Source organism: Terribacillus saccharophilus, assembly GCF_002272745.1.
Classification (GTDB): domain Bacteria; phylum Bacillota; class Bacilli; order Bacillales; family Amphibacillaceae; genus Terribacillus; species Terribacillus saccharophilus_B.
This window is the reverse complement of the sequence record NZ_NPBD01000014.1, coordinates 17,790-42,966: the sequence shown is the minus strand read 5'-3', so window position 1 is coordinate 42,966 and position 25,177 is coordinate 17,790. Positions and strand designations below refer to the sequence as shown.

Genomic DNA, 25,177 nt, shown 5'->3' with positions numbered 1-25,177 from the left:
TTTCGAATCACTTATTAGCTTCTTGTTCCAGCAATTCATCTACTGTTGGCAATTCTTCCTCTGGCTTCTGTGAAACATCCGCTCCGCCATAGAATTCCTCTGATAACTTAGACAATGTACCATCTTCCCGCATTTCGTTAAGAGCCTTGTCCATTTGTTTTTTAAGCTCTGGAGCATCCTTAGAAAGAATCGCACCTTGTTCTATTTGGTCAAATTTGAAATCAGGGTGAATCATGATGTTGAAATCAGGAAAAGCCTGCAATGCCAAAGACTGCAAATAAAAGTCATTAATGATTAGGTCTGTCCGTCCGTTATCCACATCACGTAAGTACACATCATTTGTTGCATTGCTATATGTCACAACCTCTGCACCAAGCTGCTCTGCAATCTTACTGTGATTTGTTGAAGCTTCTCCTCCAGCACGTTTTCCTTTTAAATCCGTCAAGCTGTGAATACCAGACAAATCATCTTTCCGTACGATCATGGATGTATAGGAATACTTATACGGCTCTGAGAAAGCGAATTGCTCTTTTCTTTCATCGGTAATCTCAATATCATTTGCTGCTACATCAATTCTGCCGTTTTGTACAGAAGCAAGCATGTTATTGAAGTCGGAAGTCTTAAATTCCACTTCCAAATCCAGACGCTTAGCAATTTCCCTAATTACTTCCACGTCATATCCCGAAAGCTCATCAGAACCATCAGGATAATAAGAAGCTGCAAATAATGTACCAGATGTACCAACTACGAGTTTACCTGACTCCTGAATCTTTTCCCACGTCTTATCATTGCCAGCGCTTTCAGAGTTGCTGTCACCATTAGTTCCACAAGCTCCCAGAAGAAGCACAATTACAAATAAGCTACATATAATACCTAATCTTTTCCCCACGAATTCACACACTCTCCCCTTGTTTTATTTTCATATATCCTAAAAGATAACAGGTAATCTCCACTATTTCAATATTTTTCTGAACTGTTTCACTTTTAATTTCAAACTGTTATATATCTATATAAAATTTATTTCTTTTTTATATTGATTTTAATCTAGCTATAGAATATAGTAAAATTACTATTAAATTATAATAATTATAAACAAGCTACATATATATTTATAGGGAGGGTATAAACATATGAAAAAACATTTAGAACTGATTGCTGCATTAGTTAGTGGTGCCCTTATTCTCATCACCTATTTCACTTTAGACGGAACAGAAGCTGCACCTTTTCTTTATACTGCAGCATATCTCATCGGAGGATTCTTTAAAGCGAAGGAAGGAATTACAGAAACCATTACGGAACGGAAGCTTAATGTGGAGATGCTGATGATTTTCGCCGCTATAGGGGCAAGCTTTATCGGCCATTGGCTGGAAGGTGCCTTGCTTATCTTCATTTTCGCACTTTCTGGTGCTTTAGAAACTTATACGGAGAATAGAAGCAGTCAGGAATTACGTGCATTGCTAACCCTTCAGCCAGATGAAGCGACCAGATTATTCGCTGGTGGGAAAGAGAGAATTTCTATCGATCAGCTTCAAGTCGACGACTGTATACTCGTGTTGCCTGGGCAACGTATTCCGGCTGATGGAATCATTTTAAAAGGAACGACGAGCATTGACGAAAGTGCCATTACTGGAGAAGGTATACCAGTAACAAAAACAGAAGGACATGAAGTTTTCGCCAGCACCGTTAATAGCAGTGCAGTATTGGAAATACGTGTCACAAAGCCCTCAGATGAAACATTGTTCCAACGAATCATAAAGATGGTGCAAACGGCTCAGGAACAAAAATCACCCGCACAGCATTTTATAGATCGATTCGAAGGTCCCTATGTCAAAACTGTTCTGCTGCTAGTTCTGCTCGTCATCCTCGTACCTCCATTTATAACAAATTGGTCATTTACCGAGTCCTTTTACCGTGCCATGATCCTACTTGTCGTCGCGTCTCCATGCGCACTGGTAGCATCTGTCATGCCAGCGACCTTATCAGCTATCTCGAAAGGAGCAAGAAACGGGATTTTAGTCAAAGGTGGTTCGCATCTGGAAACACTCGGACAAGTAAAAGCTGTAGCATTCGATAAAACAGGCAGTTTAACAGTTGGGAAGCCATCTGTAACAGATTTCCTTGTCAGCAAAACTGCTGAAGCATCCCTTGTGCTGAAAGCAGCTTATGCTATACAATCTCAGTCCTCACATCCTTTAGCCAAAGCTGTTGCAGCTTATGCAAATGCTGATAGTATCAAGCAAGCGGAGCAAGTAACTGATACTGCTGGGCAAGGAATGCATGGGATATGGCAGGGACAGAAATGGCGGATCGGAAAAATTTCTTATATGCAGAATCCAGTTGACCAAGAATTAACCGATCAAGCTAATGAATTGGCCGCTGCCGGTAAATCCCTTGTTTATATCGAGAACGAACACGGATTAGCTGGTGTATTTGCTCTGCAGGATACGATAAGACCGGAGGCAAAAGCAGCTATCCGTTCCTTATCCAAGCTCGGCATTTCCACTATCATGCTTACAGGTGATAACGACCAGACTGCAAAAGCCATTGCCAAAGAAGCAGGTATGACAATGTATCGCGCCAACTGCCTGCCTGATGAAAAGGTTGCAGAAATCAAAGAGCTGGAAAATCGCTACGGAACGATAGCCATGGTTGGCGATGGGATCAATGATGCCCCTGCCCTTGCTACTGCTCAAGTTGGAATTGCCATGGGCAATGGAACCGACGCTGCACTGGAGACAGCTGATATGGTCCTAATTAAAAATGATTTAGGTAAACTAGCCGATGCCATCAAGCTTTCAAAACGCATGCGGAGGATTATCAAACAAAATATCATCTTCTCCGTCTCCGTCATTTTATTGCTCATACTGGCTAATATCAGTCAATATCTCGGTTTACCACTCGGCGTGGTCGGGCACGAAGGCAGTACAATCCTTGTCATATTGAATGGACTCAGACTTTTAAGATAAAAAAAACGGCTCCCCTTATTAGGAAGCCGTTTTTGCTTTCTTCCGCTCATCCAGCATGGCATTAATCTCACCGCCAGTGATGATGATGATGCCAGAAAGATAGAACCAGATCATAAGGACAATGACTGCCCCAAGAGATCCATATGTCGCGGAATAATTGCCAAAGTTATCAACATAAAAGGAGAATAACAGGGAAGCAATCATCCAGCCAATCGCCGCAAAGGCTGCACCGACCATCGATTCTTTGATTGAGATTTTCTTACTTGGCGCCAGTACATACAATGCAAGTAGTACGATAAAGAATATTACAAAAGAAATCACCCAGCGCAAAGCACTCCATACTGTCAGGAAACCTTCATCCAGTCCTAAAAAGGAAAAGATATAAATACCGATCGATTTACCGAAGATCGGCAGCAAGAATGCTACCGCGATGACGAGTACCATAGCGATTGTCAGTATCACAGCTACTCCTCTGGCTACGATGAAGGATCTATCTTCATTGACGTCATATGCCTTATTCAAAGCACGGATGATGGCATTGACACCATTTGATGCAGACCAGAGTGTTGCTAAGATACCAATGGACAATAGACCGCCGTTCCGCTCATTGACTAGACCCGTTATATTTTCTTCCAGCAAATCCATGGTCGATTCAGGTGCGAATGTTGATAATGTATTCATGATATCTTGTTGGCTGACCGGTAAGAATGCGATCAAGGATACAAGAAAAATGATAAATGGAAATAGTGATAGCAATAAAAAATAAGCCAGCTGGGCAGACAAACCAGTCACTTCATCATTACCGATTCGCTGCCCAAGCTGTTTTAAAAAGCTCCCCATGGTTTCTCCTCCTTCTCTCTCTAAAGCCGCCTTTTCTTTATCTGGCTGCTACTGTATTACCACCGCTTGCCAATTGTTTCGGACGCTGTCCGGCCGGCAGTTCGATCTGATCGTCGAGCTTACTCACCTTCTGCAGTGCGTGCTGGACTTCCTCCAGCCCTCTCAAGCCTTTATCAGCTGAAGTGGATACACTGGTCGCAACTCGAGCGTAGGATGTTTTAACATCATTCACGAAAACACCTGGATTGCGAAGGTAGAACACTGCTTCAGAACCTGCACGCATCAAGTTGCCGCGTACATGCTCCCTAGTCTGTGCATCACATAAAGAAATCAAGCCGCCGACTGTAGCACCAATCGTTAAACCTAACGTGAATTTACTTTTCATCAAACCGGCTCCTTCCATTGTGTCTGTTGTTTTATTGTCTCGCACAATTCCACACACCCAGCCTCGAGCATCTCATGCACAGCTTCAAAATTATCAGTAAAGAACGGATCCTCGATATCCTCTCCAGCACGCTCTGAAATAAGATCTGAGAAAAGCTGATAACGCGACGTATGAGCAGGGGCTATAGCAGATATATCCTGCAAATTAAGCTGATCCATCACAATGATGTAATCGTATGCTTCCAAGTGCTCTGCCTGGATTTGCTTTGCCTGATGGTTAATTATTGAAATGCCCTTTTGTCCGAGAAGCTCACGAGCAGAAGGATGCATTTCCTTTCCTTCATGCCAGTGACCGATACCAGCTGAGTCAACGGTAACAAGTCCAGATAGACCTGCTTCCTCTATCCGTTTGCGGAAAATCGCCTCAGCCATCGGCGAGCGGCAGATATTGCCCAAAGAAATAAACAACACATTTATCATTCACTCAACTCCCTCGTTTTATAAATGTGAAAATGTGCGAATGTCTGGTATTCCATTCCCCATAGAACAGCGGTTCAAACGACAGTGTCCATGCTATAATATGGAAAAGGAAAGGGTGATAGTAGTGTCGACCATTTATCCAAGCGCCTTAACTCTTAACTCCACCTTCGCAATTACTGCTCCATCCAGCGGAGTTCCTGCTCCTTTGCATTACAAAATACATAAAGCTAAAAGTCAGCTGGAAATGCTCTGTGCACACGTAATCATCGGAGAAACCGTCTGGACACAGCAAGCAGCTAGAAGCAGCTCCGCTGAAACTAGAGCAAACGAGCTGATGGCTTATCTGACTGATCCTGCAATTGATGCCATCATGCCGCCATGGGGCGGAGAACTGCTTGTACAAGTATTGCCTAAGCTGGATTGGGACAAGATATCCAAGAGCAAGCCAACATGGCTGATTGGTTATTCTGACTCAAGCACACTTCTATGCAGCTATACACTCCAGACGAATATTGCATCTGCCCATGCGACTAATTTCTTTGATTTGAATATAGAAGCACTCGATGAAACGACAAAGCAATGGCATAAAATATTATCAGCACCATCCCGCAATCACGTTGTTCAGCACTCCTCCCCTATGTATCAATCTTCATGGGACGCGCTTTTTGAACTAGAAAATCCTGTGGGCTTCGATTTGGACAGCAATACGGAATGGAAATCCACGACAAGTGAAGCTGTATCCTTTACTGGTCGCTTAATTGGCGGCTGTCTGAATACATTGACGACCATAGCCGGAACGAAGTATGCCCCAATTAAAAAGTGGCGAGAATCTTTTGAAGAGGACACAATCGTCTACTTGGAATGGTTGGATTGGTGTACCGCGGAAACCTATCGGAACCTGTGGCATCTGAAGGAGCACGGCTGGTTTGAAGGAGCAAGTGGTTTACTATTCGGCAGGCCCTCTCGAAGTGAGCCATCTGAGGATTACGATGACGTACAGATGATACATGAATTTGCAGAAGAAATTGGCCTGCCTATTATCTTTGATGCTGATATCGGGCATATGCCGCCGCAGTTCACAATGATTAATGGTGCACTAGCAACTGCATCATTTAAAGATGGCAAGGGGACTCTAACTTATCTGGAATAGAAAAGAGGAGCTGACGCTCAGCTCCTCTTTCCTTGTTTTGCCGGGTGTGCCGCAGCTAGATGCGGGTGCCCGTATAATTTCTCCCTGAACGTTCCTTCTGCATAATCCTTTTTATATAATCCTCGCTCCTGCAAGATAGGTACAACAAATTCCACAAAGTCATGCAGATCTTTTGGTGTAATGTAATGTGTCAGATTGAAGCCATCTACTCCGCTTCGCACAAAGAAATCCTCAATTTTGTCCGCAACTTGCTCAGGACTGCCGGTAATGATATCCATTTCAGCAGGTTGGCTGAATTTTTCCTGTATCTCTTTGACTGTAAATGGCTTGGCAGCATCCTTTGTCAGATAAGCAGCTCTCGATTGACCTTGTTCTGTGTGCTTGTACGTGAACAGCTCTTCTTCATTTTCATAAGAAGCCAAATTATAACCAGTAGAGCCGCCATATTGGGCCTTGGCAGCATCTGCGCTCCAGTAATGCTTGATTTCATTATATTTTGCGAGAGCTTTCTCCTCTGTTTCAGCCACGACGACATACAGGAAAGTAAACGCCTTAATTTCTTCGCGGCTTCTGCCATACGCCTCCGCCCTCGCTTTAATATCCTCGATGTAGTAGTTGATTTTTTCTGGTGTAGGTCCGCCGACAAAAACACATTCAGCATGTCTTGCTGCAAAATCCCTGCCTTTTTCCGAAGTACCTGCTTGGTAAAGCACAGGTGTACGCTGCGGAGATGGCTCACTCACATGCGGCCCTTCTACTGAGAAATATGTACCCTTATGTTTTATGCGGTGAACCTTTTCCGGATCCACTAGAACCCCTGTTTCCGGATCTGAGATAACAGCATCTTCTTCCCAGCTATCCTCTAGCAGCTTATAAGAAACCTCCAGGAATTCATCAGCTATTCTGTAACGCTCATCATGCTTGACCATCTTCTCCAGCCCAAAATTCTGGGCAGCATTCGGTAAATAGGATGTAACGATATTCCAAGCAACACGCCCATTTGTCAGGTGATCAAGCGTCGAAAATTTACGAGCATTATGAAATGGCTGTTCATAAGATGTACTGACTGTGACAGCGAAGGACAAATGCTTCGTCACCGCTGCCATGGCTGGGATAGCGAAGGATGGATCATTAAGCGGTACTTGCACTCCGTCACGCAAAGCAGCCTTTTCATCCCCACCATATACGTCATAAACACCAAGCACATCAGCAAAGAACACCGCATCAAACTTTCCTTTTTCTAAAAGGTGCGCAAGCTCGATCCAGTAATCCAGCGACTTATATTCCCGATGTCTTCTGTTCTCCGGATGCTTCCATAAGCCATGGGCGTTATGGTTGGCGGCTGTCATATCAAATGCTTGCAGAATAATTTGTTTTGTCATTGTTCTCCACTCCTCTAATTATGTAAAAAAAGCCCCTTCTGTTTTACAGAAGAGGCTCCTTATCCAAGGTAAAATGCTCCTCTTATCTGCCAGACTATCGTCTGCTGGAATTGGCACAGTACATTACTGCCTGCTGCCGAGGCTTCAAAGGGCCAGTCCCTCCACCTCTCGTGATAAGAAAATGCTATTTAGTTATGTTAGTTTATGTTCGATTTGTTCTCGATATTGACTGAGGGTGCCTGTCGAACTTTGCTTAAGCTTCTGAAGCAGTGCTTCGTATTGAATCTCTTTCTCGCTGATCCGCTTCCGATAAGCCGCCCGCTCAGTATCGTTCGTACAAACGTGAAGTAAATCGCGAAGTGCTACAATCTCTTTTTGAAGCTCCATTTCAGGCGGAATATACCCAGCATTCTTGAGAATTTTGTAGCTCATCCGCATATCCTCCGGTACACCGGATAGATCCTCAAGCTCCAAAGGTTTTCCTGCTCCTGGAAGGTTACGGAACTCTCCATTGGCTTCAGCCTGCTTGATTCGTTCTTCTGCAAGCAGCGAAATCAGATCCATATAATCACTCCCTACATACAAGAAAAGCAACCGATTATAATCGGTTGCTTTTCATTATACAATAATCTGAATTATTTACCAATAAATTGCTGTGTCCAGTAGTTACCGTTTTCTACATAACCTACACCGATATTAGTGTAATCAGGGTTAAGGATATTCTCACGGTGACCTTGGCTGTTCATCCACGCTTTAACGACTTCTTCTGGAGTCTTTTGTCCTTGAGCGATGTTTTCACCTGCAGTTTTATAAGAAATACCGAAAGATTTCATCATATCGAACGGAGAACCGTAAGTTGGGCTGTTGTGATCGAAGTAACCATTGTCAGCCATATCTTTGGATTTCGCACGAGCTACTTTGCTTAGTTCAGTATCAGCTTTCAAAGCTTTAAGACCAGCTTTTTCACGCTCTTTGTTAGTCAAGTCCACTACTTGCTGTTCGAATGCACTTAGGCCTTCAGTAGCTTGTTTTTCTTCTGTTTGCTTGTTATCAGAAGCAGTTTCTTGTTTTTGTGCTGGAGCTTGAGCTTTTTGTTCAGTTGCTTGCTCATCAGCTTTTTCTTCTTTTTTCGGAGCAGCTTTTTGCTCTTCTTTATTAGAAGCAGGTGCTTTCGCTTCCTCTTGCTTAGGTGCTTGAGTCTGTGCTTTCTCCTGTTGAGCTGGCTGCTGTACATTGTACTTCGCTAGCAAGCTATCAGTATTAATGTGAATGTTATAAGCTGATAGATATTCATTCACCCATTTATTCAAATCTTCGATAGAAGAGAAAGATCCGCTTTTCACTACTTGTGCTACGTGCACTTGAGCTTCTTCTTTAGTTGGTTGAGCTGGTGCAGCATTTGCATTTGCTGTTCCTGCCAAAGCGCCACCTGCTAGGATAGCTGTAGATAGTGTTGTTACTAATACTTTCTTAAACATGATGTTGCTCCTTTCGAGATATCTGTTTTTGATGCAGCAACATCATAGCATGGGTTTTCTTGTAATATTGCAGCCTATAATTTCCAATAGGATCTCATTCCTGAACAGCGCTAGCAAAAAGTCGGTTCTTATGCGAAATCGTACCCGCTTTATAGGCTATGAAACTAGCAATAAACAGATGTCCTTCTATTTATTGGATGGAAATTAGGATTGACACCTTTTTTTATTCCTAGTTTTTGTAACAATACCTCATTTTTTGTAATCTATCTGTAAATTGACTTGCTCTCATTCCTTCCTTATAATCCATTTCTCCTAGACTTATTAGTTTAATCTCCCAAATTAGGATAAAGGTATCTCTTTAACACCTCTATACCAGGTGATAGAATGAATTATGTCGAATTTTAGCGGCTTTTTAGCTCTTTGACAGATCTACCCCCATAAAGCTTTATACGGGGGAGAATAAATATAGTAGAAATATGTCATTATTGGAGGAAATATAATGTTTTCTAATCCCGAAATCGGAATAGACCTTGGCACTGCAAATATACTTGTGTATACAAAACAAAAAGGAATCGTATTGAATGAACCTTCTGTGGTTGCGATTGATATGGAAACAAAAAACGTGGTTGCTGTAGGAGCAGAAGCGAAAGAAATGGTCGGTAAAACTCCTAAGAATATCGTACCTATTCGTCCATTAAAAGATGGCGTAATCGCTGACTATGATGTAACAGCTCAATTATTGAAAGAAATCCTGAAAAAAGTAAGCAAAGTGATGGGCTCTTCTCTTCGCAAACCAACTATCGTTGTCTGCACACCGTCTGGAAGTACTTCCGTTGAAAGACGCGCTATACATAATGCGGTCAAATCGTATGGTGCTAAAAATGTTCACTTGATTGAAGAACCAATTGCTGCAGCAATTGGAGCTGACCTGCCAGTAGATGAACCAGTTGCGAATGTTATTGTAGATATCGGCGGCGGTACAAGTGAAGTTGGTATTATCTCATTCGGCGGCGTTGTTTCTTGCCGTTCTGTCCGCATCGGCGGGGATTCAATGGATGAAGAAATCATCCAATATATCCGCAAGCAGTACAATATCCTTATTGGGGAAAGAACTGCAGAACAGATTAAAATGGAAATCGGCTATGCTTTGATTGACCATGATGAATTGATGATGGATGTCCGCGGCCGTGATATGGTAACAGGATTACCGAAGACTGTCGGGATTTCTTCTAAGGAAGTACAAGTAGCTCTTAAGGAATCATTGGAGCAGATTCTCGAAACAATTCGTATGACGTTGGAAGACTGCCCGCCTGAACTAAGCGGAGATATCGTTGACCACGGTGTCATCTTGACTGGCGGAGGCGCATTGTTAAAAGGAATGCAGCAATGGCTTGCATCTGAGATCTCAGTTCCTGTTCATTTGGCTCCGAATCCACTTGAATCCGTTGCAATCGGCACAGGTCGTGCCTTGCAGATGATTACTAAACTGCAAAAAGCAGCAAAATAAAAAACAGGCGTATCAGTCAGCTGATACGCCTGTTTTTTTATAGAAAAGTGGAAAAGACCGCTTAGAAACGGAGGAGTAAGTGAGATCCTTGCGTGAGGTGCCTTTTCCTCACGCAAGGCTTTATCGCTTAAGCCGCAGTTTCTAGTCTTTGGAGCTAGACTGCACCAGTCCAATTCCGATTCCGACTGGGTCAATTAAATAAGCGAGATAGAAAGAACCAAAATCCATCTTTTCACGGACAACTACTGCCCCTTCTTCTTTGGCAGCTTGAATTGCTTTATCCATGTCTTCCACCTCTATCTGAATTCTTGTCCCATGTGGAAAATCATGCGGTCCTTTACTGATTCCGCCATCAATTTCTCCGGCTGTTTCTACCTCATGATAACCCCAATTCGGAGCACCGACCTTCCAGCCGAACACATTAGCATAGAAGCTCGCTGCCTTGTCCGGATCTTGGCTGTTCAATTCAAATCCGATTACTTTACCGTTGACCTTGTCCATTACATCTCTCTCCTTATCTGTTCAGAAGTTCGCGAATCTTATAGGCATGCTCTTCGATTACCGGCCGCAGGCCCGGATTATAAAAAACGGAGGCTGGATGGTAAGTCGGGAAGATGCGATATACCTTCTCGGAAAGGATGAAAGAATCCTCCTCTAAGCTTTTCAATTGCTGAATCGGCTGTTCTATCAGCTTTCCAGCAACTTCCGTAATTTTCTCCTTCGAACCAGTTATCCGTTCCCAGCCTATTCTCCCCAGAGTCACGAGAACTTCAGGTTCCGCTTGGTCAATTTCATAATCAAGCACAGGCGCATGTGCAAGAACTTCAGCCTTTGTCGGTGTGCGATTGTATTTCTTCGTAACGGTCTCACCGCGTATTTGCTTTGTCTTATATTGATATGGTCTGCTTCTGACTGCGCTTGATATAAAAACTTCTGATCTATCCACAGCAGCTCTCTCCAGAAACAGATCCAGTTCCTTGCCAGCTCTTCCGCTGAATGGCACCAGGCTATGTATCTCCGTCTCCCCTGGTGCTTCTCCGACAAAGAAAAGAACTGGATGCTTCGGCCCTCTTCCTGGCAGGAAACCTTCACACGGATAAGGAGCCATCCTTTCTTTGGCTAGCTGGACCAACTTCTCCGGCAGCATGTCAGTCCTGCTCCTGCAATAGAGAGCGCAATGCACTGACTTCTTCAGCAGACAACGTGACACCTTTACCCATCTTCTCATGTTCCGGCGCCCAGTCCCGGATATCATACTTTGGCTCCCGCCCATTCCAGCTGATTAAATTGAGTTCCTTCTGCCATCCTTTAGGTGATACGGATAGCACTCCGAGTTCTTTCACAATCTCATAAGATAATTCTGCCATCGTTACTCCCACCTTTTTTCCTTTTCTAAAGTCTAGCAGAACTTTCTGCTATAATGAAACGAAAATGAGCCAACGGAGGGAAAAACACGTGCAAAACCCAATCCAATTAAATGACACCGAGCGCAATGAAATGATAAGTTCCCTGCAAACGTATTTCGAACAAGAAAAAGACGAACAGCTAGGCGACCTGGCCGCAGGTCTGCTGCTCGACTTTATCATTAAAGAACTAGGTCCTATTTTTTATAATGCTGGTATCGAAGCATCCTATCAGTTTATGAATGAAAAGATTGAGGATCTTTTTGGGATTCAAGTGAGGGAGCGATGATTGCTCTCTCAGCTTAAGCGATATGTGTGAATGTCGCCAACTCAATTGTCTTGCTTTGTTTGATCCAATCAACCACTTTACTGGATGTGAGTAATTCTACTTCATCCAGTCGCGGATAATTATAAGAGGATCCTGTATAGATAGCTTTATCCAAATAACCTGGATGGGACATCACTTCAAGAGTATCTGCGTCACCGAAAATCTCTAACAGTGAATCTTCATCAGCCAAAGCTTTCTCTAGAGACAACTCAAATTTTTCCGTTGTGACATACGCTGCTGGCAGCTTCATATTATGGCGGACAGGTAAGCTATACTTATCTGCAAGTTCAAGAAATACTTCATCGATTTCTTTATAGGTATTGATATGGTGATGACTATCCAAATGTGTCGGTGTAAGCCCGAAAGAAAGAAAGCGTTCGATCTGTGCTTGCCACTCCGCTTTCACTTCCTCCCGATCAATCATATAGGAGCCTTGATAAAATGCTAGATTACGGAAAGAACCATTACTATCGACTATTGTCTTATGTGTCGTTAATAGTGGTTCTCCGCATGTCAGCACTAAGTGGATACCGACGCCAAGATTTTGATGCTCCTTAGCTAGCGCAGCTGCGTGTCCAGCACCCGGCATATTGACCATCATTGTAGCTGATGTTAATATCCCATTTTGAAAACAATCAAGAATACCGTGGTTTACGGCACGGGAATACCCAAAATCATCCGCATTTATAATTAGCTTTTTCATGAATCCCTCTCCTTTTGTGAGCAGAATGCAGGCTATACATTACTTCTCTACAATAGAAAGGATTACCTCCTATAACTTCAAATCAGCAGCCAGCAATATCTTGCACAGCATCTCCTTAAATAGCTCCTCATGCTCCTACCTTCATCTCCTCCCACGGGATTACTCCATCTATCGACTTTTGATACATCTAGGGTACTCAATCTGAACTCGTACCAGATATCACTATTCTTTTTTAAGAAAATAAAAAACCGAGCAATATCTGCTCGGTCCAGTTAATTCGGGATATATTCTGTACTAGACTCCGATTCCATTTCGTCTAGTATCTTCAATTCTTCTGTCAGCTGCAGGAACCAATTCTTATCACCAGAGATAAGAGATAGATCGATAAGGTTCAAAAGATGCGCCCTGCTCGGCTCTACGCTTGGCGGAAAATACTTGATCTTGCTTTGGAAAGTTTCGATCGTTTTGCCGATCGTATTTTTATGGTCACTTTCTGTTACGTATACTTTCACCGTGTTCAATTTAGCATTCACTGCTTCCACGAAGCCGGTAAATAATTCATCATTTATCGAATGTCCTGTTACCCAGTCACCAACAGTTACAAAGCTTTGATTATCAGACATATCGTTGTCCTCCTTCAGCTTAACCGGCTGGCTAAGCAATGGTGATTGTTGTAGGTTGTTGAATACTATAAAAGATTCATACCAAAAGCGCAATACTTTTGCATATAAAATTTTAAAATATTCAGACAAATGGCATTTCAGCAATTTAACTACAGTTACTATGCTTGGTTGTATATTCATTTTATACCCCATAGCCCTTTTCTTTAATCACACTGCTTGTCGTTTTCTCTCTGCCTCCGAATACGTTATAATGTGGCTATATATTGCAGGAGGTTGTACCATGATACGCAGCATAGCGATAACACGTGACAAAAAAATACTTAAAGATCTGCCGTATCAGGAACTAAACAGTCCTGAAATTCTCTGGTATTGGGTTGATTTTAGTGTACCGACAGAGGCAGAATCAGATAAACTCGGTGAGATCTTTCACTTCCACCCATTGGCTATCGAGGACTGTTTTCATTTCCTTCAGCGGCCAAAGCTAGATGAATATGACGGGTATCATTTCCTTGTTCTTCATGAATTGAATCATGAGTCTTTCATGTCAGATGAATTGGATATCTTTCTCTCTGAACGATATGTAGTTACATTTCATCTCGAAGAATCAATGGCTGCGGACCACGTCTGGCAGCGAGTTATGAAAGAAGCTCCCTCAGAGCATTCTCCGTCGAAAATTGTCTATCATCTGATTGATAAATTGGTCGATGATTATTTCCCTCCGTTGTATAAAATGGAGGATCGTCTTAACGAGATAGAGGATGAAGAGGCCCATAAATCACCTCAAACTGTAATTAATGAAGTATTTGACATTCGCAGTGATCTGCTGCGGACCCGACGTACGATTGCACCAATGAGAGATCTGATTTACCGACTGCTCAGCATCCAGAAATTCGATTTTGTTCAAAATCAAAAGGCCTACTTTAATGATATTTATGACCATCTGCTGAAACTTACGGAAATCGTTGATTCCAACAGGGAGCTCACATCGGATATGCGAGACAGCTACGAGTCGATTAATAGCAATCGAATGAATGCCATCATGATGACCCTGACCATTGTCTCCACCATCTTTATTCCATTAACCTTTATCGCCGGTGTATACGGGATGAACTTCTCCTATATGCCGGAGTTGCAATGGAAATACGGATATCCTGTTGCCATGCTGCTGATGGCTGTCATTGCCGTAGTAATGTTGTGGCGCTTCAAACGAAAAGGCTGGTTCAATATCTTTAAATGACAAAATGCGCGCAGAATCATCTGCACGCATTTTTCATTGGTCGTCCACTACTTCTTTTAATAATGACATAGCTTTCAGCGAAGGGGGGAACCCATTCAACAATGCACAATGTTGGATTGCCTCCATCATCTCTTGGACAGAAATGCCGGATAGAAGAGCAGCTTCGAATTGCTGCCGAAGTGCACGCTCATCTCCGTTTGTCACGAAAACAGCTATGCTTAGCAATGCCAGGAATTTACCGTTAAGCCCGGTATATCCATTCTCTTCACTCTCAACAGCAAGGTTCTCTTCTTCCTTCATCAGCTTAGCCACCAACGCCCAACCTTGATCTTTTGCTTCCTTCATCGGGAACCCTCCGGTTTATCCTTGGGCAAATCTAGACCTATTTTCCTAGTTGCACATCTCTATTATCGGTAGAATCCATAAGTTGTGAACAATTCAGAAGAAAAAATTTCATATTTCTAAACAAAGAAAGCAAAGATTAAGGTCTGGCACTCCATGGCTCAACTGTTCCGACAATATAGCGATGCTGCTGCAGTTTAACTGCTTCTCTTACTCCATTCGCTATTTCCTCATTTGTAAGCCACCTGGAAGCGCCTCCGGATAGCTGGAAACCTAGAATGATTTCATGATAATCGATGGTCTCAGAATATATAGGTGTATAGTTCTGTCTTGGATCATGCGCACTGCTTCCTTTTATATGAAAAAGCTCTACCCTCTTTGCTAATACGCCATAAATATTGCTCAAAGCCTGTATTACATTGTTTCCACTGCGATGAATCCAACTGACAATGATATCCGGCTCCGGAAGATCTTCAAGCTTTTTTTGAAAGCTTTCTAGCTGATGGTAATCTGCTTGTACAGTTCGGAGGATCTCTGGATAGGCAGCACATTTGGATAAACGTCGGAGTCTTTCCTCCTTTCGAGCAACGACTGTCACCTTATGCCCCTCCTGATTCCAATCAAGTACAGCTGCTTGCAACATGCCAGTTCCCCCGATCACTAGATAATGTTTCATAATAATCTCCTTCACTGAATAGGAGCCCGCCATTGGCAGACTCCCATCAAAATCATTTCCAAGATTCAGGATACATGTTCAAATCAAGTCCCCATAGCGGACCGACAAGCGCAAAGACTCCTAGTATCAGTAGTATCAGGGTGAAGATGTTAAGCACAACACCTATCCTGACCATCTCTGCTATTGTAATTTTGCCAGTTGCAAATATGATAGCATTCGGCGGTGTTCCGACCGGCAGCATGAAAGCACAGTTAGCAGCCATTGCTGCAGGAACCATGATGGCATACGGATGTATATTCAAAGCCAAAGCTAATGAAGCCATAACAGGCAGAATCATCGTAGCCGTCGCAGTATTAGAGGTGATCTCCGTCAACGCCAATACCAGTGTGGTTGAAATGATGACGATAAGGAGGATATTAAAGCCGTTAAGCACCGTTAGCTGTTCTCCAATCCATTGGGATAGACCGGAGCTTGTGAAACCAGCAGCTATCGCCAGTCCCCCTCCGAAGAGCAGCAGTACACCCCATGGCAATTCCTTCGACACATTCCAATCTAGGATTCTCTCTCCTTTATTGTTGATGCTGGGTATGAGGAATAATATTACACCTGCTAAGACTGCGATAGTCGTATCACTGATACCCGGAATAGCGATGATCTCCAAGACAGCATCCTCTTGCCAAAGAAAGGTGCGGCTGATCCACATGAATGCAGCAAATGTAAACACGGCAAGCACAGCTTTTTCTTCGAACGACATCTTGCCCAGATCCCGTTTTTGCTTAAGAATCAGCTCTTTTCCACCCGGCAATTCCTTCATCTTGATTCGGAAAACGAATTTTGTCAGATAAAACCATGTTGAAAACAAAAGGACGATAACAATCGGTAAGGCAATCAGCATCCATCCGCCGAAGGAAATTTCTACCCCGAATAAACTACTTGCCATCGCCGCCAGGATAATATTTGGAGGTGTTCCGATCAGCGTCCCTAGGCCACCTATCGTACCCGCATATCCAATCGCGAAGACAAGTGATTTTTCGAATTTCTGATTGTCTTCTTTGATATCCTGCTTGCTGGCTTTGGCAGCTTGACTAGCTTGATAAATAATAGCTGTCCCAATCGGAAGCATCATCATAACTGCCGCCGTATTTGATACCCACATGGAAAGAAAACCGGTTGCAATCATGAATCCAAGTACGATCCGTGAGGTACTCGTTCCGACAACACTGATAATATTTAATGCAATCCGTTTGTGCAAATTCCACTTTTCCATCGCCATTGCTATCAGGAAACCACCAAGAAAAAGGAACACAATAGGATCTCCGTAACTTGAAGCAGCAGTGTCTCCATCTAGACCTTGTGTAATTGGCAGGAGGATAAGCGGTAACAAAGAAGTAGCTGGTATTGGAATAGCTTCCGTGATCCACCATGTCGCTACCCACAATGTCGTAGCCAACACCATCCGTCCTTCATAGCTTAATCCTTCGGGGTAATAAAACAAAATAACAGAGAGAAACAATAGAGGGCCTAAAAACAATCCAACTAACTGAGGGCGTTTGTACGGTCGAGGTGCTTTACCAGAAGTTCCTGATGTTTCAGAGGACTTTTTTGACGCTGCATTCCTTGAGGTTGGTACGGCGAACAGCAGCAGTCGCTTGGTTCTGTCATGTGCATTCCATAGTCCATTCCATACCGACAGCATATTAGATTTCATCCAATCGCCTCCTTCTAATTTAAGCGCTTACATATAACAGTAAGCTAGTAAATAAAATTACATGTTAAGACTATTAAACTACAGGTTGTTCTGTCAAATATTTGCACAAAAAAACAGCGGGAATTCCCCGCTGTCTGACTTTAATTCGGTATGCTCGTCTCCACAGATAGCTGCTTCTTCAGCTCTCCGCCCTGCATGACTGTCTTTATATTACTCGTATCACCCAGGGAAGCGATATTTTCCAAAGGATTTTCTTGAACAATGATTAAGTCTGCTAATTTCCCTTCAGCTACTGTTCCGATTCTATCTTCCCAGCCTAAGCATTCTGCAGCTACTTTAGTAGTTGCAATAATTGCTTCCATCGGACTCATACCGATGTCACACATCAGTGCCAGCTCTCGCAGATTAGTGCCATGTGCCATTACGCCTGCATCGGTACCCATCGCAATTTTGACACCGGCCTCATATGCTCTTGCTACGCTCTGCTGATGAATTTCCATTACTTCCTTTGCTTTATCAACTGCATACGCAGGCATGCTCTCGTTCGCTTCACTTGCTTCCACGACACTGACAGGGGCAAGCAGTGTTGGAACAAGGTACGTACCATGCTCCAGCATGAGCTCGATTGCCTCATCATCAAGGAAGATACCATGCTCGATAGAATGGATGCCAGCTCGGACCGCTTGCTTCACACCTTCCGCTCCTTGGGCGTGCGCCATCACTTTACGCCCCTTCCGATAAGCGGCTTCCTCTACAATGATGCGCAGCTCTTCCATAGAGAATTGGGTAAATTCTGGATGATCTGTCGGACTCATGACACCTCCGGTCGCATGTACTTTAATGATATCCGCACCTGCCCGCAGCATCTCCCGGACTTTCTGACGTACCTGCTCCGGACCGTCGCAAATTCCAGATGGAAAGCCTGGATAAGCTTTATTAGTCATATCCATATCGGATACCATCCAATTGTCACCGTGGCCTCCTGTGATCGTCAGTGGATTGACACTGATTTGCATACGCGGTCCGCTAATTAGGCCATTTTCGATAGCCTGCTTCACGCCTAGGTCAGCATAACCAGCATCTCTTACTGTTGTGATGCCAGCATCAAGTGTTCGCTTCATGTAGGTTAATGCTTCATAGAAACGCATGGAGAAAGGGGTGATAAGTGATTCTCGTACATCCTTAATCTCCATCATCATATGCACATGCGTGTCGATCAAACCTGGCAGGATATAGCCGCCTTGCGCGTCGATGACTTCTTTGGCATCGATACCTATGAAGTCAGAAGCAGGCCCAATTGCAGTTATACGATCTCCCTTGATTGCAATGACAGCATCCTCTATCACCTTTCCAGTTCCATCAATTACGATACCATTGCGAATAAGCTTGTCCATTTTACAGCCTCCTTAAAGTGTTTATTCTAGAATACTGGCTATGACTATAAGAAATCAGATCCCCCTATTCCAGCACCATGTCTTCAGCAATAGCAAGGAACATATTCGCCCCATCCGCCAACGCCGCTTCGTCGATAAGAAATTTCGGATGGTGATGCGGAGCTGGTGTCTGATTCTCTAGAGAACAAGCGCCTACGAAAACAAAGCAGCCGGGGATAACATTCGAGAAAGCGGAGAAGTCTTCGCCTCCCATTATTGCCTCACTTTCTACATATGCCCCTTCGCCAAGTTTGCGACGAATAGCTTCAACAGCAATAGCAGTAGCTTTCGTATCATTCATAACTGAGTCATAGCCGTACGTGTAGTTCAATTCGTATTGGCAGCCATTTGCTTCGGAAACACCTTTTATGATCTGCTCGATTGCCTCGACTGCTCGTTTTCGTACATCTTGACTGAAAGAGCGAACGGACGCCCCCATTTTCACTTGTTCCGGAATGACATTGACAGCATCGCCTGCTTGTAAAGTTGTGACAGATACAACCAATTCATCCTTCGGGCTTGTGATACGGGAAACGACTGTCTGCAGGCTGGTGATGATTTGTGCACTTGTCACGACTGGATCAATCGTGTTTTCCGGCTGAGAAGAGTGACCTCCTTTTCCTTTAATCGTGACGTGGAACATGTCCGAATTGGATGTAGCAGCACCCGGTGTGATCGTCAGCTGACCTACCGGCGTAAGAGAAGAAAGATGCAAACCAAACACATAATCCACGCCTTCTGTTACTCCGGCTGCAACCATCTCTCTGGCGCCTCCTGGTAACTGCTCTTCTGCATGCTGGAAGAAGAAGCGAATTTCGCCATGAATTTTTTCCTGCTTTGCACTTAACGCTTTCGCGACCCCAAGCAAGATAGCTGTATGTCCGTCATGTCCGCAAGCATGCATGACACCCTCGTTTTCGGATGCAAAAGGAAGACCGGTTTCTTCCTGTATCGGCAAGGCATCCATATCAGCCCGGAAGCCGATCACCTTACCAGAATACGCACCCTTAAGTACTGCCAATACACTCGTTTCTGTAGGTCTTGTCACTTCTAGATTAGGAAAAGTGCACAATGTTTCATAAAGAAAGGCTGAAGTCTTATACTCTTGAAAAGATAGCTCTGGGTGCTGATGCAAATACCTTCTCCAGCTGACAATCTCTTCTACCTGTTCATTGGACAATTCAATTTCGGTCTGTTTCGTTAGCATAAGATCTCTCCTCCAATAATTAAAATAATTAAACATTTCAGAAAATTCATATGCTAACTATCATAACACTACTGAGTTTTGCATAAAAGACCCAAGATGAATATCAATTCAATAATTCTAATAAAAACAAAGTTTTCAACTAGTTATAAAATGTTTTTATGTCAGTAGAGGTAACGTAAAGAAGCTATAAAAAAAAGAGGAGTTCAATGACTCCTCCTTAAAAAACAAGATCCTCTGCAATACCGAGAAAGAATTGCACACCATCCTGCATTGCTTCTTCCTCAATTCGGAATTGCGGGTGATGATGAGGTGCAGGGGATGGATTTGCATCTTCCTTGGCACCGACAAAAACAAAGCATCCAGGAACAGCATTTGCAAAGGCGGCAAAGTCCTCGCCTCCCATGATTGCACTGCCATGAAGGACTGCGTCCTCTCCAAGTTTTCGCTTAAGTGCATGCTCTGCTATTGCAGTAGCTTTCTCTTCATTGATGACAGAATCATAACCATACGTGACATCCAGTTCATATGCAGCACCATTCGCTTCTGTTATGCCTTTCACCATACGCTCAATGGCATCTATCGCGTTCTTCCGTACATCTTGCTTGAGCGAACGCAGTGATGCTCCGATATGCACTTCATTCGGAATAACGTTTACTGCATCTCCAGCCTGCAAAGTAGTGAGAGAAACGACCAGCTCTTCATTTGGACTAGTCATCCGTGAGACAACCGATTGCAAATTGGTGATGATCTGACCACTTATAACAATTGGATCCACTGTTTTATCAGGCTGAGAAGAATGACCGCCTTTACCTTTTACAGTCAATTGGAACTGATCGGAATTGGATGTGGCTGGTCCATAGATGACACCAACCTTACCGCGCGGCAGTTGAGATGCAACATGCAGCCCAAACACCATATCCACTCCATCCGTGACGCCTGCTTCTACCATTTCCTTTGCGCCGCCAGGAAATAGCTCTTCTGCGTGCTGGAAGAAGAAGCGGATTTCTCCACTTAAGTCTTGTTGCTTGCTGCTTAGTATTTCTGCTGCTGTAAGTAATATGCTAGTATGCGCATCATGACCGCATGCGTGCATCACACCATCAACCTTAGAAGCGTAAGGCAGGTTCGTTTCTTCTTGTATCGGCAAGGCATCCATGTCTGCTCGGAAGCCAATTACTTTTCCGGGTTTTGCTCCCTTTAGTTTTGCCATGACACTCGTCTTTGTTGGTCTGCTCAGCTCCAGATTCCCAAAACTCGCTAATGTATCGTAAACAAACTGTGATGTGTGCTCCTCCTGAAAAGAAAGCTCCGGGTTCGCATGCAAATGTCTTCTCCATTCCAATAGATGTTGTTTGTGTACGTCAGTAGCTTCTAATATAACTTTATTTAATTCCACAATTATCCCTCCATACTAAGTCTTTCAAATACTTTATATAAATGAATTATTCAATTGTATGAATTATGATGGGATGCTACAAGAGACAAAGGATCGAGTACTGACGCCTAGGTTTTTTTCCATTAATTTCTTTCTAACACCTTATGATTCTCCCCCATAACTAAGAAATGCCCCCTCTAAATATGAGCTAGGATACAGTAGAATCTAATAATGTAAGCGTTAACAATATTGTGCTGCTGTCGGAGTTGTCTCCTCTCATGCACGGAAAGGAGTACCTTACAGTATTATCATCAACCACTATAAAGGAGGAATCGTATGCAGACCCGGTTTTATCGTCGTATTGTGTGGGTTACCTCACTGCTCCTAGTCCTAACCTCGTTTCTACCCTTTGTTTCCAGTCCTGTAGATGCCCAGAAACAGAAAGTCGAAGTTATTAATCTTTTAACAGATTTCAGTTCAACACCGCTTGGTTTGGACAATCCAAACCCTACCTTCAGCTGGCAAATGAAAGCTGATCACCAAGGAGCAAAACAAAAAGCTTATCAGATTATAGTGAAGGATCCGGAAGGAAAAACTGTATGGAATACAAAGAAACAGCATTCTGATGAGTCTGTTGCTATCCAATATGACGGAAAAGAACTAAAACCTGCTACTCGTTATGAATGGTCAGTTTCCGTGTGGAACGAAAACGGCAAGAAGTCAACAGCCGACAGCTGGTTTGAAACAGGACTATTGGATACAGATATTTCTGCTTGGGACGGCGCTGAATGGATCGGTACCGAAGCAGGTGACATGGTGCTCCAAGCACATTATTTTAATGTGTATAAAGTACATTACAGCTTACAACTGGATAAAAAGACCAACACAGAAAGAGCCAGCTTCATCCTCGGTGCAAATGATCCAAGACTGATGGATAAAGATAAAAACATGTACAATATCGAAAATGGTTTGAATGAGAGTTATGTAGAATTCGAACTGGATGTTTCAGAAGTAAAAAAGGATTCCGGGAATGCCAAGCTGCTAGTCTATCGTGCGGGCTATGAGCCGAAAGATGATCCAGATAAACCATTTACAGAACTTGTTATCTCTCGGGATTTAATCAATCATACGAATAAATATCAAAAACATGACATTTCACTTTGGGGAAATTCAGGTGTCTTCCATATATTCATAGATGGGGAAAACCGAATCACTCCCGAAAATGGTTTTAATGTGAATCCTATCGGCTCAGGTGGTAATTACATCGCATTTCCAATGCTGTCCGAAATTGGATTTTCAGTTGATAAGAAGCAGCAGGCAAGCTTCACTAATCTAAACGTAACGAACTACCGCAAACCATCCAATACTCTTTTTGAAGAAGATACAAAAGTGAAGAATTATAAAGGCATCTTTGCCAAATCAAAAGGAGTAACTGTTAAATCAGGTGCATATAACGTTTCTGGTGGCAACAAAGGCGTCTTTGCTGTTGCAGACCCGAGTGAGCATTCTACTCCGCTGCTAAGAACCGAATTTAAAACAGATAAGAAGAAAATCAAAGATGCCAGACTGTATGCTACAGCTCGAGGGGTATATGAACTCTATCTGAATGGGGAACGCGTCGGAGAAGATTACTTCAATCCAGGTTTAACTCAATACAACAAAACACAAATGTACCAAACCTATAATGTGACAGATCAGCTTAAGTCTGGTAAGACCAATGCCTTCGGAGCCATGCTGGGAGAAGGATGGTGGAGCGGTGCGAGCACATTCACGACTGAAAACTGGAACTATTTCGGCGATCGTAATTCCCTTTTGGCAAAGCTCGTTATCACCTATGAAGATGGCACAACAGAAACCATAACAACGAACCCTGACTGGAAGTACACGACAGATGGACCGCTCGTTTACGGCAGCTTCTTCCAAGGGGAAGTGTACGATGCAAATAAAGAAATGAAGAATTGGAGCAAAGCTGGCTTTAAGCCAAAGAATTGGAAACAGGCTGTTGAAGTGCCGTTAGATGAAACGACAACTGCCGGGAATCTGGATTACAGTGATATGCAGATTACGGGACAGGTCGGAGAAAACGCCCGGATTGTCGATACATTGACAGCAAAAAGCATGGAAGAAGTCCGACCAGGCGTATATGTATATGATATGGGTCAAAATATGGTCGGCGTACCGCAAATCAATCTGAAGAAACAGAAAGCTGATGAGAAGATTACCTTGCGCTATGCCGAAATGCTTTACCCAGACAGCGAAGACTCTGGTGAGAATACCGGTATGCTCATGCTGGAAAATCTGCGCGCAGCTTTGGTTCAAGATACGTATGTAACGAAAAAGGGTAACCAGACGATCCAGCCTCGTTTCACTTTCCATGGGTATCGCTATATCGAGATTACCGGTGTAGAAAAAGCACCTGCTCTCAAGGATGTGAAAGGATTGGTGATCAGCTCCATTCATGATATTGATTCCAGCTACGAGACATCCAATTCAACTGTGAATAAGCTTTGGGAAAACATAACTTGGAGCATGCGCGGAAACTTCCTCTCTATCCCGACAGACACACCTGCTCGAAATGAACGCATGGGGTGGAATGGCGATATATCCGTTTTCTCGGAAACAGCCACCTATATGGATAACGTGAACCAGTTCCTCCGCAGGCATAATCTGGCTAACCGAGATCTGCAGCGTGCTGACGGGCGTTATTCCGACGTAACACCAATCGGCCCTGGCTTCGGTGGTATCCTGTGGGGAAGCGCCGGTCTAACTGTCCCGTGGCAGTCTTACCAGCAATATGGAGATGAAACTGTTCTGCAGGAACATTACGACAGCATGAAACAATATGTCGATTATCTGGATACAAAAGTGAATGCAACAACAGGATTGATAAACGAAGGTCCTTTAGGTGACTGGCTCAGCCCTGAAAACAGTAAGACAGAAAATGCTTTCCTCTGGGCGGCGTATCATGTGTATGATTTAGAGATCATGGCGAAAACAGCAGAAATTCTTGGTAATGATGACGATGCAGCACATTACTGGGAACGCTACGAAGAACGCAAACAATTCTTCAATGAAAAGTTCATTGATCCGGATACGAAAAGGACATTGAAATCTGACGGTTCCATTTCGGATAGTCAAGCCTCCTATGCCGTACCTTTGGCTCTCAACGTATTGAATGAGACCAATGCAGAAGCTGCAGCTGATCATCTAGCAGCCGCAGTCCAGAGGAAGAATACGGATGACTTGGGTAAGGAGCGTCCAGAATACTCTCTCATGACAGGTTTCATTGGAACGGCAGCAATCAGCCAAGCACTTTCTGACCATGGTCACGATGACATCGCTTATCGCCTGCTGCAGCAGACCTCCTACCCATCCTGGCTATATTCGGTGGAAAATGGTGCCACGACAATTTGGGAACGACTTAACTCTTATACAGAAGAAGACGGTTTTGGCGGCAATAACAGCATGAATTCCTTCAACCACTATTCGTTCGGTGCAGTTGGAGCATGGATGTACAAAGAATCATTAGGAATCAAACGAGATCCAGATCACCCAGGCTTCAAGCATTTCCTGCTCGAGCCGACGCCGGATCCGGATCAGGTGATGACATGGGCGAAGGGACATGTCGATTCCATGTATGGCCGTATTGAAAGCAGCTGGAAAGTTGACAATCAAGCCTTCAGCTATGATGCTGTCATTCCGTCGAATACGACAGCGACAATCACAATCCCGGCAAAAGATACAAAATCGGTTCGAATTAATGGAAAACCGATTCATAAGGCAGCTGGTGTTACCTTCAAGGAACATAAAAATGGAGAAGTTTCCTTGGAAGCAGAGTCCGGCAGCTTTACATTCGAAACCAATCTGCCATAACTACCGGAAGGCTCCCGATTGGGAGCCTTCTTTTCATGCTATCGTCTTAGCTGATGTACGGAGCATTCTCGTCCACTCACGC

24 protein-coding genes and 1 riboswitch are annotated in these 25,177 nt (G+C 43.6%); of the genes, 6 read left to right on the top strand and 18 right to left on the bottom strand.

What is annotated here, in order from left to right:
* Positions 1 to 7: 7 nt before the first annotated feature.
* Positions 8 to 889: a transporter substrate-binding domain-containing protein gene (locus tag CHH58_RS13850; RefSeq protein ID WP_095233382.1), complete on the bottom strand. Its 882-nt coding sequence runs from the start codon at positions 887 to 889 to the stop codon at positions 8 to 10.
* A 241-nt stretch (positions 890 to 1,130) separates the two neighbouring features.
* Here CHH58_RS13850 and CHH58_RS13845 point away from each other — a divergent pair, with 241 nt between their 5' ends.
* Entirely contained in the window at positions 1,131 to 2,966 is a 1,836-nt protein-coding gene (locus tag CHH58_RS13845; RefSeq protein ID WP_095230672.1) for a heavy metal translocating P-type ATPase, read from the top strand.
* A gap of 18 nt (positions 2,967 to 2,984) precedes the next feature.
* Here CHH58_RS13845 and CHH58_RS13840 read toward each other — a convergent pair whose 3' ends face one another.
* Genes CHH58_RS13840 through CHH58_RS13830 form a run of 3 tightly spaced genes read right to left on the bottom strand, consistent with a single transcriptional unit; the run spans position 2,985 to position 4,670 of the window.
* Positions 2,985 to 3,806 (bottom strand): YihY/virulence factor BrkB family protein, encoded by an 822-nt coding sequence (locus CHH58_RS13840; protein WP_095230673.1) that lies wholly within the window; start codon positions 3,804 to 3,806, stop codon positions 2,985 to 2,987.
* Between the two features lie 37 nt (positions 3,807 to 3,843).
* A complete protein-coding gene (locus CHH58_RS13835; protein WP_095230674.1) occupies positions 3,844 to 4,191 on the bottom strand; it encodes a hypothetical protein in 348 nt (115 codons plus the stop codon).
* A complete protein-coding gene (locus tag CHH58_RS13830; protein WP_095234433.1) occupies positions 4,191 to 4,670 on the bottom strand; it encodes a low molecular weight protein-tyrosine-phosphatase in 480 nt (159 codons plus the stop codon). Before CHH58_RS13830 ends, CHH58_RS13835 begins: the two co-directional genes overlap by 1 nt.
* 124 nt (positions 4,671 to 4,794) lie before the next feature.
* Between CHH58_RS13830 and CHH58_RS13825 the strand changes: the two genes are divergently transcribed.
* Positions 4,795 to 5,820: a S66 family peptidase gene (locus tag CHH58_RS13825; protein WP_170937636.1), complete on the top strand. Its 1,026-nt coding sequence runs from the start codon at positions 4,795 to 4,797 to the stop codon at positions 5,818 to 5,820.
* A 17-nt stretch (positions 5,821 to 5,837) separates the two neighbouring features.
* On the opposite strand, the gene CHH58_RS13820 is transcribed toward CHH58_RS13825, so the two are convergent.
* The 3 genes from CHH58_RS13820 to CHH58_RS13810 form a co-directional block, all read right to left on the bottom strand.
* Positions 5,838 to 7,202 (bottom strand): LLM class flavin-dependent oxidoreductase, encoded by a 1,365-nt coding sequence (locus CHH58_RS13820; protein WP_095262695.1) that lies wholly within the window; start codon positions 7,200 to 7,202, stop codon positions 5,838 to 5,840.
* Between the two features lie 79 nt (positions 7,203 to 7,281).
* A riboswitch (SAM riboswitch) is annotated at positions 7,282 to 7,382 on the bottom strand.
* A gap of 12 nt (positions 7,383 to 7,394) precedes the next feature.
* Complete coding sequence (locus tag CHH58_RS13815; RefSeq protein ID WP_095230678.1) at positions 7,395 to 7,766, bottom strand: DnaJ family domain-containing protein; 372 nt, start codon at positions 7,764 to 7,766, stop codon at positions 7,395 to 7,397.
* Positions 7,767 to 7,837: 71 nt separating this feature from the next.
* Entirely contained in the window at positions 7,838 to 8,680 is an 843-nt protein-coding gene (locus CHH58_RS13810) for a CAP domain-containing protein (RefSeq protein WP_095233377.1), read from the bottom strand.
* 499 nt (positions 8,681 to 9,179) lie between these two features.
* Here CHH58_RS13810 and mreBH point away from each other — a divergent pair, with 499 nt between their 5' ends.
* Positions 9,180 to 10,187, top strand: a complete 1,008-nt coding sequence (gene mreBH, locus CHH58_RS13805) for a rod-share determining protein MreBH (protein WP_095230680.1) — start codon at positions 9,180 to 9,182, stop codon at positions 10,185 to 10,187.
* Positions 10,188 to 10,328: 141 nt separating this feature from the next.
* Here the strand turns inward: mreBH and CHH58_RS13800 are convergent, their stop codons facing one another.
* The 3 genes from CHH58_RS13800 to CHH58_RS13790 are packed head-to-tail and all read right to left on the bottom strand — an operon-like array spanning position 10,329 to position 11,554.
* Positions 10,329 to 10,688 carry a VOC family protein gene (locus tag CHH58_RS13800; RefSeq protein ID WP_095230681.1) on the bottom strand — a complete coding sequence of 120 codons (360 nt, stop codon included), beginning with the start codon at positions 10,686 to 10,688 and terminating at the stop codon, positions 10,329 to 10,331.
* A 13-nt stretch (positions 10,689 to 10,701) separates the two neighbouring features.
* On the bottom strand, positions 10,702 to 11,334 hold the full coding sequence (locus CHH58_RS13795; RefSeq protein WP_095233375.1) for a uracil-DNA glycosylase: 633 nt from the start codon (positions 11,332 to 11,334) through the stop codon (positions 10,702 to 10,704).
* 1 nt (position 11,335) lies between these two features.
* On the bottom strand, positions 11,336 to 11,554 hold the full coding sequence (locus tag CHH58_RS13790; protein WP_095261043.1) for a YdbC family protein: 219 nt from the start codon (positions 11,552 to 11,554) through the stop codon (positions 11,336 to 11,338).
* Between the two features lie 88 nt (positions 11,555 to 11,642).
* On the opposite strand from CHH58_RS13790, the gene CHH58_RS13785 reads away from it, so the two are divergent.
* On the top strand, positions 11,643 to 11,879 hold the full coding sequence (locus CHH58_RS13785) for a DUF2164 family protein (RefSeq protein WP_249275139.1): 237 nt from the start codon (positions 11,643 to 11,645) through the stop codon (positions 11,877 to 11,879).
* A gap of 13 nt (positions 11,880 to 11,892) precedes the next feature.
* Here the strand turns inward: CHH58_RS13785 and chbG are convergent, their stop codons facing one another.
* Positions 11,893 to 12,621 carry a chitin disaccharide deacetylase gene (gene chbG, locus CHH58_RS13780; protein ID WP_095233372.1) on the bottom strand — a complete coding sequence of 243 codons (729 nt, stop codon included), beginning with the start codon at positions 12,619 to 12,621 and terminating at the stop codon, positions 11,893 to 11,895.
* Between the two features lie 272 nt (positions 12,622 to 12,893).
* Positions 12,894 to 13,244, bottom strand: a complete 351-nt coding sequence (locus CHH58_RS18470) for an IDEAL domain-containing protein (RefSeq protein WP_170937635.1) — start codon at positions 13,242 to 13,244, stop codon at positions 12,894 to 12,896.
* Positions 13,245 to 13,524: 280 nt separating this feature from the next.
* Here CHH58_RS18470 and corA point away from each other — a divergent pair, with 280 nt between their 5' ends.
* Positions 13,525 to 14,481, top strand: coding sequence for a magnesium/cobalt transporter CorA (corA, locus tag CHH58_RS13770; RefSeq protein WP_095230687.1), 957 nt, complete (start codon positions 13,525 to 13,527; stop codon positions 14,479 to 14,481).
* Positions 14,482 to 14,514: 33 nt separating this feature from the next.
* Here the strand turns inward: corA and CHH58_RS13765 are convergent, their stop codons facing one another.
* The 6 genes from CHH58_RS13765 to CHH58_RS13740 form a co-directional block, all read right to left on the bottom strand.
* Positions 14,515 to 14,826 carry a carboxymuconolactone decarboxylase family protein gene (locus CHH58_RS13765; protein WP_095230688.1) on the bottom strand — a complete coding sequence of 104 codons (312 nt, stop codon included), beginning with the start codon at positions 14,824 to 14,826 and terminating at the stop codon, positions 14,515 to 14,517.
* A gap of 136 nt (positions 14,827 to 14,962) precedes the next feature.
* Positions 14,963 to 15,499, bottom strand: a complete 537-nt coding sequence (locus CHH58_RS13760) for a hypothetical protein (protein ID WP_141235102.1) — start codon at positions 15,497 to 15,499, stop codon at positions 14,963 to 14,965.
* Positions 15,500 to 15,551: 52 nt separating this feature from the next.
* Positions 15,552 to 17,207, bottom strand: a complete 1,656-nt coding sequence (locus CHH58_RS13755; protein WP_170937634.1) for an SLC13 family permease — start codon at positions 17,205 to 17,207, stop codon at positions 15,552 to 15,554.
* Between the two features lie 140 nt (positions 17,208 to 17,347).
* Positions 17,348 to 18,601: a metal-dependent hydrolase family protein gene (locus CHH58_RS13750; RefSeq protein ID WP_095262694.1), complete on the bottom strand. Its 1,254-nt coding sequence runs from the start codon at positions 18,599 to 18,601 to the stop codon at positions 17,348 to 17,350.
* A gap of 64 nt (positions 18,602 to 18,665) precedes the next feature.
* Complete coding sequence (locus CHH58_RS13745) at positions 18,666 to 19,847, bottom strand: M20 metallopeptidase family protein (protein WP_095262693.1); 1,182 nt, start codon at positions 19,845 to 19,847, stop codon at positions 18,666 to 18,668.
* 217 nt (positions 19,848 to 20,064) lie between these two features.
* A complete protein-coding gene (locus tag CHH58_RS13740) occupies positions 20,065 to 21,243 on the bottom strand; it encodes a M20 metallopeptidase family protein (RefSeq protein ID WP_249275138.1) in 1,179 nt (392 codons plus the stop codon).
* A gap of 315 nt (positions 21,244 to 21,558) precedes the next feature.
* On the opposite strand from CHH58_RS13740, the gene CHH58_RS13735 reads away from it, so the two are divergent.
* A complete protein-coding gene (locus tag CHH58_RS13735; protein WP_095262692.1) occupies positions 21,559 to 25,095 on the top strand; it encodes an alpha-L-rhamnosidase in 3,537 nt (1,178 codons plus the stop codon).
* Positions 25,096 to 25,177: the final 82 nt, after the last annotated feature.